12 protein-coding genes are annotated in these 15,361 nt (G+C 37.8%); 9 read left to right on the forward strand and 3 right to left on the reverse strand.

The genetic code is table 11. The features are described from left to right. Positions 1–188: 188 nt before the first annotated feature. Positions 189–659 (reverse strand): Lrp/AsnC family transcriptional regulator, encoded by a 471-nt coding sequence (locus tag Q4493_RS07445; protein ID WP_303451001.1) that lies wholly within the window; start codon positions 657–659, stop codon positions 189–191. A 248-nt stretch (positions 660–907) separates the two neighbouring features. Here Q4493_RS07445 and nhaA point away from each other — a divergent pair, with 248 nt between their 5' ends. The 4 genes from nhaA to Q4493_RS07465 all read left to right on the forward strand — a co-directional run bounded on the left by nhaA (position 908) and on the right by Q4493_RS07465 (position 4,164). Next, positions 908–2,095: a Na+/H+ antiporter NhaA gene (nhaA, locus tag Q4493_RS07450; protein WP_303451005.1), complete on the forward strand. Its 1,188-nt coding sequence runs from the start codon at positions 908–910 to the stop codon at positions 2,093–2,095. 85 nt (positions 2,096–2,180) lie between these two features. Further along, the gene (locus tag Q4493_RS07455) at positions 2,181–2,732 is read left to right on the forward strand and encodes an elongation factor P hydroxylase (RefSeq protein ID WP_303451008.1); all 552 of its coding nucleotides are present in this window, start codon (positions 2,181–2,183) and stop codon (positions 2,730–2,732) included. Next, the gene (locus tag Q4493_RS07460) at positions 2,719–3,852 is read left to right on the forward strand and encodes an ATP-NAD kinase family protein (protein WP_303451011.1); all 1,134 of its coding nucleotides are present in this window, start codon (positions 2,719–2,721) and stop codon (positions 3,850–3,852) included. The genes Q4493_RS07455 and Q4493_RS07460 overlap by 14 nt, the downstream gene beginning before the upstream one ends. A gap of 39 nt (positions 3,853–3,891) precedes the next feature. Further along, the gene (locus Q4493_RS07465) at positions 3,892–4,164 is read left to right on the forward strand and encodes a YfcL family protein (RefSeq protein ID WP_303451014.1); all 273 of its coding nucleotides are present in this window, start codon (positions 3,892–3,894) and stop codon (positions 4,162–4,164) included. Positions 4,165–4,197: 33 nt separating this feature from the next. On the opposite strand, the gene Q4493_RS07470 is transcribed toward Q4493_RS07465, so the two are convergent. After that, positions 4,198–4,725, reverse strand: coding sequence for an NADPH-dependent FMN reductase (locus Q4493_RS07470; protein WP_303451017.1), 528 nt, complete (start codon positions 4,723–4,725; stop codon positions 4,198–4,200). Between the two features lie 105 nt (positions 4,726–4,830). Here Q4493_RS07470 and Q4493_RS07475 point away from each other — a divergent pair, with 105 nt between their 5' ends. Continuing rightward, positions 4,831–5,742, forward strand: a complete 912-nt coding sequence (locus Q4493_RS07475) for a LysR family transcriptional regulator (protein WP_303451019.1) — start codon at positions 4,831–4,833, stop codon at positions 5,740–5,742. A 67-nt stretch (positions 5,743–5,809) separates the two neighbouring features. On the opposite strand, the gene mnmC is transcribed toward Q4493_RS07475, so the two are convergent. Beyond that, a complete protein-coding gene (gene mnmC, locus Q4493_RS07480; protein WP_303451022.1) occupies positions 5,810–7,807 on the reverse strand; it encodes a bifunctional tRNA (5-methylaminomethyl-2-thiouridine)(34)-methyltransferase MnmD/FAD-dependent 5-carboxymethylaminomethyl-2-thiouridine(34) oxidoreductase MnmC in 1,998 nt (665 codons plus the stop codon). Positions 7,808–7,981: 174 nt separating this feature from the next. Between mnmC and fabB the strand changes: the two genes are divergently transcribed. The 4 genes from fabB to Q4493_RS07500 all read left to right on the forward strand — a co-directional run bounded on the left by fabB (position 7,982) and on the right by Q4493_RS07500 (position 15,350). After that, positions 7,982–9,193 carry a beta-ketoacyl-ACP synthase I gene (gene fabB / locus Q4493_RS07485; protein WP_303451025.1) on the forward strand — a complete coding sequence of 404 codons (1,212 nt, stop codon included), beginning with the start codon at positions 7,982–7,984 and terminating at the stop codon, positions 9,191–9,193. Between the two features lie 194 nt (positions 9,194–9,387). After that, entirely contained in the window at positions 9,388–10,530 is a 1,143-nt protein-coding gene (locus Q4493_RS07490) for a 4-phosphoerythronate dehydrogenase (RefSeq protein WP_303451028.1), read from the forward strand. 27 nt (positions 10,531–10,557) lie between these two features. After that, positions 10,558–11,577, forward strand: coding sequence for an aspartate-semialdehyde dehydrogenase (locus Q4493_RS07495; protein ID WP_303451031.1), 1,020 nt, complete (start codon positions 10,558–10,560; stop codon positions 11,575–11,577). Positions 11,578–11,813: 236 nt separating this feature from the next. Continuing rightward, on the forward strand, positions 11,814–15,350 hold the full coding sequence (locus Q4493_RS07500) for a FimV/HubP family polar landmark protein (RefSeq protein ID WP_303451034.1): 3,537 nt from the start codon (positions 11,814–11,816) through the stop codon (positions 15,348–15,350). The last annotated feature ends 11 nt before the right edge of the window (positions 15,351–15,361 follow it).

Here is a 15,361-nt window from a genome sequence, read left to right on the forward strand (position 1 = left end):
AATATTTATACTACTTTCTGATTTTATACTCTTCTCTGATTTTAGATGTGGTCGAAGTGAAAGAGGGGGCGCATAAAGACACTGCTATAAAACCATAACTATAAAGCCATAACTATAAAGCCATAGCTATTCACCGCCCCCATTGACTCGATTGAAAAAATAAAACCGTTTAGTGAATCAAGCAAACCCTAATCTTCATCAAAATTAGGTAAAACACCACTGCGACTATGTTCAAAAATTAACGAAGTTTCAACTGTTGTAACAGCATCTCTAGACGTAATAGCATTAAAAACAAATTGACGTAAGTGTTCACTATCTCTCACTGACATATGAATAAAGTAATCATAACTTCCGCCCATATGATATAGACTGACTATTTCTGGTAGTTTTAATAAATCGTCGCGTAATTCATTGACGATTTCTTCTGAATAAGGCTGGAGTCGAATTGCGGCAATCGCTTCAATATTTCCGCCAATACTTTTAAAGTTAATATCGACAAAAGCACCCTTAATAATACCATTTGTTTTCATGCGTTTTACCCGTTCTAAACAGGTAGAGGGTGCAATGCCTATTTGCGAGGCGAGTTCTTTATTGGTGATATCTGCGTTTTTATAAAGAATAGTTAATATTCGTAAATCGATATCGTCTAATTTTTTCATCTTTATCGTCTTGCTATTAAATTTACATCTGATTATTAATTGCATACTACACTTATTATTGTCTGAAAAACTAGTGGAAACTGATATTTAAGGGAATTATTTTCGATAAAGTTAGCTTATTCCGAATTTATGACATACCAATGTTTTTTTCTTAACGAGTTGAACAAAGCTTGTAATAAAAAATGGATGATCATAATTTTTATTTGTGACATATTATGTCAGGTAAATATTTAGAGAAATGAGGTTATATGCCAATTAAATCAATTCAAGATTTTTTAAAGTTAGAAGCATCAAGCGGAATTATTCTTATGATCACGGCGATTTTTGCCATGATGGTTGCCAATTCGCCTTGGTCGGTTTATTACGACATGTTGCTAAATATTCCTGTCGTCATCGCGGTAGGATCTTTTGAAATAGCTAAACCATTATTATTGTGGATTAACGATGGTTTAATGGCGTTATTTTTCTTCTTAGTTGGTTTAGAGCTTAAAAGAGAATTTCTCGAAGGTGATTTATCTCAGCCAGGTCAAATAACTTTGCCGGCAATTGGTGCCATCGGTGGTATGTTAGTCCCCGCGCTTTGTTACGCCATACTTAACTTTGATAATCCAGTTGCGTTAAATGGTTGGGCAATACCGACCGCAACAGATATTGCTTTTGCTTTAGGGATCTTGGCGGTTATTGGTTCGAAAGTGCCACTTCAGTTGAAAGTTTTTTTAACATCGCTCGCTATTTTTGATGATTTAGGAGCTATTATTGTCATTGCTTTTTTCTATACTGAACAATTATCTTTGCTGTCATTATGTGTTTCTGCGGCAATGCTGGCGCTGTTGTTTATCTTTAATCGCAAAGGCATTACTAATACCGCCCCTTATATTTTTATTGGTATCGTTTTATGGGTTGCGGTATTAAAATCGGGAGTACACGCAACATTAGCGGGGGTGATTTTAGCGCTCTTTATTCCGATAAAAGGGGAAGAAGGTGAACCTTCACCTTTGAAGTCTCTTGAGCACAATTTACATTCTTTAGTCGCCTTTATTATTTTACCTATTTTTGCCTTTGCCAATGCTGGCATCAACTTCACAGGAGTAGGACTTGAGCAAATAATCTCGCCTGTGCCGTTAGGCATTATTTTAGGCTTAGTGGTTGGTAAGCAAATTGGTGTCTTTGGCTTTTGTTTTATCGCGATTAAATTAGGTTTTGCTAAATTACCTGAAAATATGAATTGGACCTTACTTTACGGCATAGCAATGTTATGTGGAGTTGGTTTTACTATGAGTTTATTTGTTGGCTCGCTTGCTTTTGAGCAAGACTCAGCAAGTCCAATTTTCCAAGACAGATTAGGTATTGTCGTTGGCTCTCTTATTTCAGGTATCAGCGGTTATTTATTAATTAATAGCGCGGTAAAAAAACTTCCTGATTCATCCGACAATTAAAAAATCTTAAGAGCTAAAATTGGCGATGTTTTTTATCGCCAATTTTCGTTAAACTATCGGCAATTTTTCTCGATTCATTTGCGGTATGAAACACGACTATCAAGATTTGATAACGTTATTCGAACAATGCTTTTATCAAACGTTTAACACTCGATTAGTTAAAGGGGGGGATGAACCACTTTATTTACCTGCAAGTGAACAATGTAGTAATCATCAAATTATTTTTGCTCATGGCTTTTTTGCCAGTGCCCTTCATGAAATTTCCCATTGGTGTTTAGCCGGCGATGCTCGACGACTTTTAGAAGATTTTGGCTATTGGTATTTACCTGATGGCAGAAATGCCGAACAACAAAAGCGCTTTGAGCAAGTAGAAATTAAACCTCAAGCCATCGAGTGGGCATTTTGTGTGGCTTCTGGAAAACGGTTTTCTGTATCTGCTGATAATTTAAACGGAGTCGAGGCTGACACGGTTAATTTTAAACGTGCTGTTTACCAACAAGTTAACATTTATATTGAGCAAGGTTTTCCTGTCAGAGCCCAGACATTTATTGAGGCATTAGCGAATTTTTATCAAGTTCCATTACCTTTGAAATTAGAACATTTCCTCAGTGAAAAAGAGTTATATGAGCATATTTAAATTAGGCCTAATTATTAATCCTATTGCCGGTATTGGCGGTAGTGTCGCTTTAAAAGGCAGTGACGGAGAAGGCATTGCTGAAAAAGCAAAATTACTAGGTGCTCAAGCTAAAGCTAATGATAGAGCTAAACTAGCGCTAGAAATTTTATTGCCTTATCGACAAAACATAGAAATTTACACGGCCAATGCGTTAATGGGTGAAGATATCGCTCGGTCGTTAGGTTTTAAAGTAACGGTGGTTTATCAAGCCCTGTCTTCTGAGACTACCGCGCAAGATACAGAACATACGGTATCAGCATTATTAGCTGAAGGTATTGATTTACTGTTATTTGCCGGCGGCGATGGCACGGCAAGAAATGTTTGTCATATGGTTGGTGACACTTTTCCTGTATTAGGCGTGCCTGCAGGTTGTAAAATTCATTCCGGCGTTTATGCCGTGACACCCAAAGCCGCAGGGCGAGTGGTTGAAATGATGGTAACAAATCAGTTGGTTACCTTAACTGAAGCGGATGTGATGGATATTGACGAATCGCTTTTTCGACAAGGTATCGTTAAAGCCAAACGGTTTGGTGAAATGAAAGTACCGTGTGAGTTACGTTATATTCAAGCGGTTAAATCGGGTGGTAAAGAATCTGATGAGTTGGTTTTACAAGACATTGCCGCTGATGTGATTAATAAGATGGATGATGAACTATTCATTATCGGCTCTGGATCAACAACTGCCTTTTTAATGGAAGAGTTAGGGTTAGAAAATACTTTATTAGGGGTTGATTTAGTTCAACAGCAAACGTTATTGGCAAACGATGTTACTGAACCACAATTGTGGCAACATCTTGAAGATAATCCGGAAGAGAAAGTGAAATTAGTGATCACGTTAATTGGTGGTCAAGGTCATATATTTGGCCGTGGCAATCAACAATTGAGTCCGCGTGTGATAAAAGCGATAGGCAAAGAAAATATCATTATCATTGCCACGAAAACTAAATTGAGTGCCTTGCAATCAAGGCCACTTATTGCGGATACCGGTGATAGTGAAGTTGATAATTTACTTGCTGGTTTTATGGTTGTTACGACAGGATATAATGATGAAGTGTTATACCCTGTTGCTAGCCCACAATAATTATCAACCTCATAAAATAAACAAACAAAGGATGCATGCGTGAAAGTTAAGAATTTAGAAGCGTTATATCAATATTTTGATGAATTAGTAGCACAAGAAGCCGACAGCGATACTTTATTTGCTAGTAGTTACATAAGAGGTTTTATCGCCTTAGTGGCTGTTCAATTTGGAGATGAGAAACAAAAAATTAGCGCTGAGCTTTGTGATTGTGTGAGCGAGCAGCTCAGTAAAGCAAAAACCGAACTGACTCCTCAAGACAATGCAATTGTTAATAATTACTGGTTAAGTTTACAAAAAACTTTACTCGTTTAAGTGAGTTTTATTAACCTAAAATAACGTGAAAAACTAGTCGGTTAAACTTGAAACCGCCGCCGTAAGCTTAGTTAATAACGCTTGTGAAGTTAGTTCATTCGCGTTTACATCAAAGTTGTCGTAAAAACTAGGTATCGAAAGAGAAGCTTTAACATCGCCATTAAAGTATGGCGCTGATGTTACCGCAGCATTTAAAACGCTTGCTGCGCCTCCAGGACCTGGTGAAGTAGCTAATAATACCATAGGTTTATTTTGAAAAAGCTTTTGGTTTATTCGCGATGTCCAATCGAATAAATTTTTATAAGCGGCCGTATATGAGCCATTATGTTCGGCAAATGAAATGATCAGCGCATCTGCTGTTGTAATTTTTTCATAAAATGCTTTCGCTTCTTTGGGTTGCCCTAGAAGCGCTTCTTTATCTTCGCTAAATAAAGGCATTTCATAATCATTAATATCTAACACCTCAACAACCGCTTCTTTAATTAACGACGCTGCATAAGTTGCTAATGTTTTATTAATTGATTTACTACTGCTACTGGCGGCAAAAGTTAATACTTTCATAATCGTGAACTCCATAAGTTATTTAAGTTGTTTTGTAAACGATCGTTAGTATATATTGAGAGTTAAATGTAATTAATATCAGTTTTATGGATAAACTATTTCCAAATGACTTCTAATACAAATTTATTTGATGGTATCGTAATTTTTACTCATGTGGTTAATTGTCGAGGCTTTAGTGCCGCTGCAGAAAAAACTGGACATTCAAGTTCTTACATCAGTAAAGAAATAAATAAATTAGAAGCGCGACTCGGAGTACGCTTGTTAAACCGAACCACGCGTTCGATAAGTTTGACGTCTGAAGGTGAAGTGTATTATCAACAATGTCAGCAAATGGTTAATGATGCCGAGCAAGCGTTAGGTGAATTAGATCAGAATCAAGAAGCGATAAAAGGTGTTTTAAAAATAAGCTGCCCTGTTAGCTTTGGTCTTAATTATCTCCAACCCGTGTTATCGAAGTTTCTTAAACAATACCCATTGATGGCTTTAGATATTGACTTTAATGACCGTCAAGTTGATGTGGTGTTAGATGGTTTCGATTTGGTGATCAGGGCGACTCATCATTTAGAAGAATCAAGTTTGATCTGCCGAAAAATATTTCAATCAAAAGGGGTCACCGTTGCTTCTCGAGAGTATCTTAAGCAATACGGCCGTCCCACGGAACCAAGTCAATTAACTGAGCATAATTGCCTATGTTATAGTAACTTACGGTTGCCACATAAATGGGTTTACCGCTCGTTAAATGATAAAATGATTGTTGTGGATGTGAAATCTAAATTGCTTTGTAATAGCGCTCAACTTGAATTAAGAATGGCGTTAGACGGCCATGGCATAGTGCGTTTACCCGAATTTGCTTTAGAAGATGCCTTGAAAAATGATCAGTTAGAAGTGTTGTTTACGGATTATCAAGAGCCGGCAATTGATGTTTATGTGGTATATCCTAGCCGAAAATATTTATCTCCTAAAATAAGATGTTTCATTGATTTTATTGTCAATGAGTTGCCTAATGAATCACTTTAAAATCAAGTGCATAAATGAATTTTTGTTGTCTTTTGATATAGCCTACTCGTTTTTTCTTAGTTTAGTTTTAGCTAAATTTTCGTTTAATAATATCTCGGATCACAAAACGATTTGGCGAAAGATTAAAAAGCATATCACTGTCAACTGGATAAGGTGCACCAGTTAAGTCTGCGGTTAAAATTTGCGCTAATAAAGGCGCGGTACAAAGCCCTCTAGCCCCTAAGCCAGTTAACAGATATAAATTTTTAATGTGAGGTGCAGCTTGATAAAACCGCCAATTTTTATCTTTTGCTAAATGTTGATAGCTTGTTATATGTTCCTTTATACTTGGCATTGCTCCAACCATAGGCAAATGATCAGGAGTCATGCAGCGTAAACGTGCTTTTCGAGTTACCACATCAGATGGCTGCCACGATGCAATATCAAGGGTTAACTTTGGTAAGCATTTTTCTAGCATAGTTAGATTATAGTGGTCATCTTCATCGCGAGGTACCGTATCAAAGCTGTTTTTATCAAAAGTTGCTCCAATGCAATGAATGCCTTTATGCTCAGGTGTTAAATAACCCTTATGACAAATCACTGTATTCAACTTGCCAATTTTTTTATTGGTATTCATTGAAGTAATTTGCCCTCGAACTGAGCTTAATGGCAGTTCATCAATCGTGTTTATTTTTATGCCTTCAGCGCCACCACAAAAGACCAAGACCGAAGCGTTAAATTCACCTTTATTGGTGTTTATCTGCCAACTTTCGTCATTTTGTTGTGAAATACTGGCAACCTGTGTTGAGGTTTCAATGCGTAAACGATTGGTTTGATGAGCCGCTTTCAGTAATTGTTCGACTAATTCTTGCGGAGCTATCCAGCCAGATTTAGGAAAAAACAATCCGCCATGCGCTAAAGGAATGTTTGCTTGTTGGCTGGCTTGTACTTTATCAATGCTGGTGACTAACTCACTAGGCCAGGCTTGATTTTTCTCAAACGCTTGCTGGCGCTTTTCAAGCGATGTTTTATATGAAATTTCGAGTAAACCACACCAATCATGACTGAAATGGAAACCTTGAGCGTCGAGTTCATCATAAAAGTTTAACGCAGTCCAAAAGGCTTTTTGGTAGAAAAGACTAATGTCATCTTGTTGCTGATGAATAAGCGGAAACAAGGCGCCGATAGCATTGCTGGATGCGCCTTGCGCTACCTTTATATCTTTGCAATAAAGCGTGACTTTTATGCCGTTTTTGGTTAACAAATAGGCCGCACAGGCTGATGCAATACCACCGCCAATAATGCTGACATGTTGAGGTTTAGTGATTTGTGGTCTTAATTGGTAGCCTTTACCAACGCGTTTATTTTGTTGGTATTTTCCTGTTAGAATTTCATTCTTATTACCTAAATATTGCTTTTTTTCTAAACGAAAACCTACGTTTTCTAATCCTCGTCGAATAAAACCGGCAATGGTAAAAGTACTGATGCTAGCTTGGGGTTTTGATAATCGCGCCATTTCTTCAAACAGCTCATCTTGCCACATTTCAGGGTTTCGAGCGGGTGAAAAACCATCAAGATACCAAGCATCAACAAACCCTTGCTGTTTTCTCGGCAGAGATATGGTTTTAAATGCTTGTGTAGAGTCATCAATAAGTATGGTTAATTTTATGTTGTGATCTAAAAAGTGACAGTGAATTTCTTGCTCTGGCGTTTCTGGATAGTTTGCGATCAACGCCTCTTGTTCAGCCTCTAAACTCTTGAGACTTTTTAACGATTTGATTAATTGGCTTTTTGATAGCGGATATTTTTCAGTACTTATAAAGTGCAGAACAGGTAATTGATGGCTTTGCGCAAGCGCTTTATATAATTTAAACGTTAATAAAAAGTTTAATCCTGTACCAAACCCCGTTTCGGCAATAGTAAACTCTTTTGTACTATTGATTAAATTTTCAGCAATGTTGTTGCCTTTTATGAACACGTGTTCGCTCTGTTGATATCCTGATTCCGTATCAAAATAAATATCGTTAAATTTTTCAGAATAAGGAGAGCCGTCTTCTCGGAATGTTATTTTATTGATAGAGGTCACTTTATGTTCAATTATTACAAATAGCACTATACACAAGCGCTATTTTACCTATAATTCATCGTTATTGTCATGGTTTGAATAAATGAGAGTACACGTGTACACTCAGCAGACCAGTTTCTGGGTAAATTTCTGTATGATATGCCCGATTTTTATAAATTTTAAATGGTTAATTAAATGAAACGAGTAGTCATCACCGGATTAGGAATTGTATCAAGTATCGGTAATAACGCTGAAGAAGTTCTAGCGTCTTTAAAAGCAGGCCGTTCAGGTATTACTAAAGCGGACAGTTTTGAAGAACAAGGTTTACGTAGCCAAGTTTGGGGTAAGCCTTCACTTGAACCAAAAGATCATATAGATCGTAAAGCCTTCCGTTTTATGGGAGATGCTGCTGGTTATGCCTATATTGCGATGGAGCAAGCGATTGCCGATGCTAAATTAACACAAGAGCAAGTTTCTGATTTCCGCACAGGTATTGTTGCTGGCTCAGGTGGCGCATCATCAGAAAATGTTGTTGCTACGACTGACACCCTACGTAATCGTGGTATTCGTCGTGTAGGTCCTTATGCAGTACCTAAAACTATGGGTAGTACAGTATCAGCTTGTTTAGCAACACCATTTAAAATTAAAGGTGTGAATTATTCAATTAGTTCAGCTTGTGCAACCAGTGCCCATTGTATTGGTAACGCCGTTGAGCTAATTCAATTAGGCAAACAAGATGTTGTTTTTGCAGGTGGTGGTGAAGAAGTGCATTGGTCATTAGCGATGATGTTTGATGGCATGGGAGCATTATCAGCAGGTCGTAACGAAACTCCTGAACTAGCTTCTCGTACCTATGATGCTGATCGCGATGGTTTTGTTATTTCTGGCGGCGGCGGTATGGTTGTTGTTGAAGAATTAGAGCACGCATTAGCGCGTGGCGCACACATTTATGCTGAAATCGTCGGTTATGGCGCAACATCAGACGGTTACGATATGGTTGCTCCAAGTGGCGAAGGCGCAGTGCGTTGTATGCAACAAGCAATGGAAGGTGTTGAAGGTAAAGTCGACTATTTGAATACGCACGGTACTTCTACTCCAGTGGGTGATGTTAAAGAGTTAGGTGCCATTCAAGAATTGTTTGGTGACGATTCTCCGGCAATCAGTGCAACTAAAGCCATGACAGGTCATGCTTTAGGTGCTGCAGGTGTTCATGAAGCTATTTACTCGTTATTAATGATGGAAAATAATTTTATCGCACCGTCTATTAATATTGATACCCTTGATGAAAAAGCACAAGGCTTAGATATTGTCACTGAAGCCCGTGAAGCCGAACTTGACTTAGTGATGTCAAACAGCTTTGGTTTTGGTGGGACTAATGCCACTTTAGTAATGAAAAAATATAAATAACGATTAATTCTTTGTTATTTTTCGCTGTAACGGCATCAGAAATACTCATTGATAGCTATCAATTCGGTCTTTCTTTTTTTTTACAGACATAAATAACTGCGAATTCACTCGTTATTACATTAAGCCACTTTTACAGTGGCTTTTTTGTTTAAAATATAAAAGTAATATTACGTCAAAAATAAGTGTTGAAATAAATGAATATTTTTTATGATGAAAATATGCCATTTGCTGCAGATTTTTTTGCAGACTTTGGAAAGTTAACGCCGTTTTCAGGTCGTGATTTAACGGCAGAACAAGTTGCTAACGCAGATGTACTGTTAGTGCGCTCAATTACGCAAGTAAATGAACGCTTATTACAGCAAAATAATTCGTTAACATTTGTGGGGACAGCAACCATTGGTTTTGATCATATCGACAGGAATTATTTAGACTCGAGAAATATTGCTTTTAGTTCCGCGCCTGGCTGTAATGCCGTGTCTGTTGCTGAATATGTGTTGTCTTCATTGGTGGTTCTGGCCGAACGCTATCAACTTAAACTGTTGGATATGACCGTAGGCATTGTCGGGGCAGGCAATACGGGTAGTCGATTAAGTGAAAAATTAGCGGCATTAGGGATCAAACATGTATTATCAGATCCTTACCTTGAACAAGATAGATCTGATACTCGAAAGTTTGTTGCTTTAGATGAAGCATTAAGCTGTGATGTTATTTCATTACATGTTCCTAAAACTACTCAAGGCGAACATCCAACGTATCACCTTTTAAATGAACAACGTTTAGCCGCGTTAGCTCCTGAGCAGATTTTAATAAATGCCTGTCGTGGTGAAGTGATAGATAATCAAGCGCTATTGCGATTAAAGCAATCTGGACATGCTCTTAAGCTTGTTTTAGATGTATGGGAAAATGAACCTCATATTTTGCATGAGTTAATTCCGTTTTGTGAAATAACTACTGCCCATATTGCTGGTTATAGCTTAGAAGGAAAAGCTCGTGGTACCGAAATGCTTTATCGTGCATTATGTCAGCATTTGAATGTTCGTGAAGAAAAATCATTAGAAAATTTCTTACCTGAATCAGGTATCAATCAAATTGAAATAAACCAACAATTTGATGAAATTTTACTAAACCAACTGGTGAAAATAGTTTACGATGTGCGTCGTGACGATGGCCTTTTCCGTCAACAAATAGGCTATCAACATGTAAATGGTCATTCATTTGATTATATTCGTAAAACTTACCCAGCTCGCAGGGAATTTTCGGCCATTCAAATAGCGATGACAAAGCAAATAGAGAGTGATGTTTTATATCAACTCGGTTTTCGAAAAAGCAGTAAGTAGTAATAGTAGCGTAAAAGAGAGAAGGGCATGACACAGAAATTTGATGTTTGCATCTTAGGTGCAACAGGTTTAGTTGGTAAAACAATTATGGAAATTCTTGAAGAAAGAGATTTTCCTATTAATAAATTATATCCATTAGCGAGTGCTCGCTCTGCTGGTGAAATTATTGAATTCAATGGCGAAAATATTGAAGTGATTGACGCAGACACCTTTGACTTTAGTCTTGCTCAAATTGGCTTTTTCTCTGCCGGTGGTAGTACTTCAGCAAAGTTTGCACCTATTGCAGGTGAAGCTGGCTGTATTGTTATTGATAATACCTCTGAATTTCGTTACGAAGATGATATTCCATTAGTGGTTCCAGAAGTAAACCCAGATGCTTTAGCGGACTATCGTAACCGTAATATTATTGCTAACCCAAATTGTTCAACGATTCAGATGATGGTGGCGCTCAAGCCAATTCACGCTGCTGTAGGCATCGACCGCATTAATGTTTGTACTTATCAATCAGTTTCTGGTGGCGGTAAAGCGGCAATGGACGAATTAGCAAAACAAACAGCGGATTTACTAAGTGGTAAGCCTGTGGAAACTAAGAACTTTTCACGCCAAATTGCGTTTAACGTTATTCCACAAATTGATGTGTTTTTAGAAAATGGCTACACCAAAGAAGAAATGAAAATGGTGTGGGAGACCAATAAAATATTAGGGGATAACAGTATTCGTGTTAACCCAACGGCAGTGCGTGTACCGGTATTTTTTGGTCATGCTGAAGCCTTACACATTGAAACTAAGTCTCCTATTTCTGCTGAAGAAGCGAAAGAATTGTTAAAACTGGCACCGGGTGTGGTTGTGTGTGAAAAGGACGAAGATTTCCCAACACAAATTAGTGATGCCAGTGGTAAAGATGACACTTATGTGGGGCGTATTCGTGAAGATATTAGCCATAACAACGGCTTAAATATGTGGATTGTTGCCGATAATGTTCGTAAAGGTGCCGCAACGAATAGTGTGCAAATTGCCGAATTATTAATAAAAGAGCATCTTTCATAAAATATATTGTGCTGAAATCACTTAGCTATTGCTAAGTTTAAGATTTATTAAAGAAAAATAAAAACTCGTCGTTATAGTTAACGACGAGTTTTTTTGTTATAAAAAGGGTTCAAGAAATACATTGTATTGAATATAAAAAGCACATGCTTTGATATTGGAATAATTTTTGCTTTGTTTTTTCAGTACTTGGACGAGTCAAACTATTGGCTAACTATAAAAATAATTAGGAAACCTTAATGCAACGACTGTTACGCCTGTGCCTGTGGCAGGTTATATTTATCAGCATTAGTACAACCAGCCTTAATACATTCGCTTTTGAAGAAGGCGGTATTCGTATTCGCGGTCCTAAAAGTACGGACGCTTTTCCCTTTGAACGCTACGGGCCAATTCGTTCATCTGATACTTTATGGAATATTGCCCTACAAGTTCGCCCTGATCCTACGTTAACTATTTATCAGGTTATGCAGGCGCTTTATCAAAAAAATCCTGCGGCTTTTAAAGATAATAATTTAAACCACTTAATTGATGGACACTATTTACAAATACCTTCTAAGTTAGAAATTGCCCAAATAAACCCTTATACCGCTCGACAAAAGTCGGATCAAGACGATCAATCTTGGCAGTCAAAAGTTGTAGAAAAAGTTAAAACAACTAAACCACCTGAGCAGAGTGTTCAGAAAAAAGATTTAGAATTAGCAAAAACTGAAATCAACGACAAATTACAAACCTACGATAATTCTCAAAAAGAACGTTTAGAGAATATCCAAAATGATGTATCTGATTCGATCGATGGTTTACAAGCCTTGTTAAAAGAAAATCAAGTGGTTGATAAGCAATTATCAAACTTTAATGAGCAATTAGAAGTTATTCAACAAGAGTCTGCAAAAGAAGTAGATGAATTAAAAGAACAGCTATCAGCCATGCAAGCCTTGCTAATGAAGCAAGAGGAAAGAGCAGCGGCACGTGAACAAGAATTATTGTTAGAGAAGCAACAAGCAGAATTAGAAAAAAACAATTTTATGACCAGTGCTTGGTTCCTGATTTTAATGGGAAGTATCCCCGCAGCTATTATCATTGGCTCTGTCGTATTTTTCTTACGTCGTAAGAAGAAGCCTGAGCAAGAAGCACCAGTATTAGATAAAACGCCTGAACCTGAATCACAAGCTGAAGAAGTAAAAACTGCAGAGCCAAGTGAGAAAGAAGACACATTATCTTTAGACGATGAATTATCGTTAGATGACGAATTATCACTAGATGATGAATTATCGCTAGATGACGAATTATCTATAGATTTGTCAGAAGATAATGATGGTGACGACTTATTAAGCGCAGATTTAGATGATTTAAGTGATGACCTGTTAGATGATGATGTAATTCATTTGGACGATAGTTTAAATGATTTAGATGACTTAGGTGATTTAGACGATCTAGAAGAAATATCTTTAGATGATGAACCTGAAGAAGTTAGCGAAGCACTTGAAGGTGGTGAATTAGATCAAGGCGATTTAGATTCATTACTCTCAAATATAGACGATGAAGTGGGTGAAGAAGAACCTGAGATTGATATTCTTGAAGGCGGTGCCTTAGATCAAAGTGCATTAGATGATTTACTTCTTGATGTTAGTGATGAAGACGAAAGTCAGGATACTGATGATGTGCTCAATGTTGATAGTATTATCGATGAAATCGAAGAGCCGCAACAAAATGAAACTAATGACAATGCCGAATTAAGCGATCCTGATGACATTGATGCGCTCATGGACTCAATGGCAAGTGCACCTGAAGCTGAAAATAATGACACTGAAAATGCTGCTGATGAAATCCCAGATAATGCCGAATTAACCGATCCTGATGACATTGATGCGCTCATGGACTCAATGGCAGGTGCACCTGAAGCTGAAAATAATGACACTGAAAATGCTGCTGATGAAATCCCAGATAATGCTGAGTTAACCGATCCTGATGACATTGATGCGCTTATGGATTCTATGGCAGGAGACTCTACGGCAAGTGCACCTGAAGCTGAAAATAATGACACTGAAAGTGCTATTGATGAAATCCCAGATAATGCCGAGTTAACCGATCCTGATGACATTGATGCGCTTATGGATTCAATGGCAGGGGACTCAATGGCAGGGGACTCTACGGCAAGTGCACCTGAAGCTGAAAATAATGACACTGAAAATACTGCTGATGAAATCCCAGATAATGCCGAGTTGACCGATCCTGATGATATTGATGCGCTTATGGATTCTATGGCAGGAGACTCGATGGCAAGTCCTGCTGATGAAATACCAGACAATGCCGAGTTAACCGATCCTGATGACATTGATGCGCTTATGGATTCAATGGCAGGAGACTCTACGGCAGGTGCCGCTGAGCCTGAAAATAATGATACTGAAAGTGCTATTGATAAAATCCCAGACAATGCTGAGTTGACTGATCCTGATGACATTGATGCGCTTATGGATTCAATGGCAGGGGACTCGATGGCAAGTCCTGCTGATGAAATCCCAGACAATGTTGAGTTGACCGATCCTGATGATATTGATGCGCTGATGGATTCGATGGCAGGGGACTCGATGACAGCGGACTCGATGGCAAGTCCTGCTGATGAAATACCAGACAATGCCGAGTTAACCGATCCTGATGACATTGATGCGCTTATGGATTCTATGGCAGGGGACTCTGCCCCAACAGCTAAAAAGTCAACTTCAGCAACACCTTCTAACGAAGCAGAAATAAATGAAGAAAATGACAATAACCCGGAAGTAGATAATAAAAATCACGAGCAAATAGAGAATTTTTCTGAAGAATATGTAGCGCCATTTTTGTCTGCTGATTTCAGTGATTTACTTTCGGCAGATGATTCGCTTGAAGAAAAGAAAGAGACTCAAGAAGAAAGCTTAACTGACGAAGACGATATTGATATAGATGCTTTACTTGCTGATGTAGCAAATGCTGATGTAGTAAGTAACGAAAATGACAATGATTCTTCAACTTTAGATATTGGTGATGAAATTGTTTCCGAAGAAACGGCTGATATTGATGAAGATCAATCAAAAATCGAAGATGATATCCTCAATGACATATCGAGTGACTTTGACGAATCTACATTAACTGAACTGTTAAATGAAGATGATAATGAACAAACAACATCACAAGTTGAGCTTTCTCCGGACTTTACTGATAGCAACGTTTTAGCTGATTTATTGTCGGATGATGATAATGAAACTGACCGTGAAAAACCAACTGAAAAAACTGAAGCGACGGAAATCAACGATATTCAGGAGTTAGACAGTTTAGATTTTGATGAACTGCTTGCCAATATTGAAGAGGAAGCACCGGCTTCAACTGACGATGATTTTGACTTATCAGATGATTTTGAAATAGGTGATAGCACTGAGAGTGAAGAATCAGATGACGTCATTGAAAAGCCTTCTGATGCTGTTGAAAAGCATCAAGATGATTTTATTTCTGTCGATTCATTAATTTCTGATACATTGTCTGATTCATCTGAGCAAGAAGAACCTTACGAACAAACGAATATTGATGTTGGCTTGGGGGATTTTCCTGAATTTACCCGTGATGTTAATAAAATCGATGTTGACGAAGAAGATGATAATGGCGCCGCCGCAAAACTTGACTTAGCTAAGGTTTACATCGAAATTGGTGATAATGAAAATGCGGAAGTTATCTTACAAGATGTTGTGAAAATTGGTGATGCGGAACAACAATTTGAAGCACAACAATTACTTGATAATATTAACTAAATTCATCAAAA

The sequence above is a fragment of the Colwellia sp. 1_MG-2023 genome (assembly GCF_030546755.1).
Taxonomy (GTDB): Bacteria; Pseudomonadota; Gammaproteobacteria; order Enterobacterales; family Alteromonadaceae; genus Thalassotalea_H.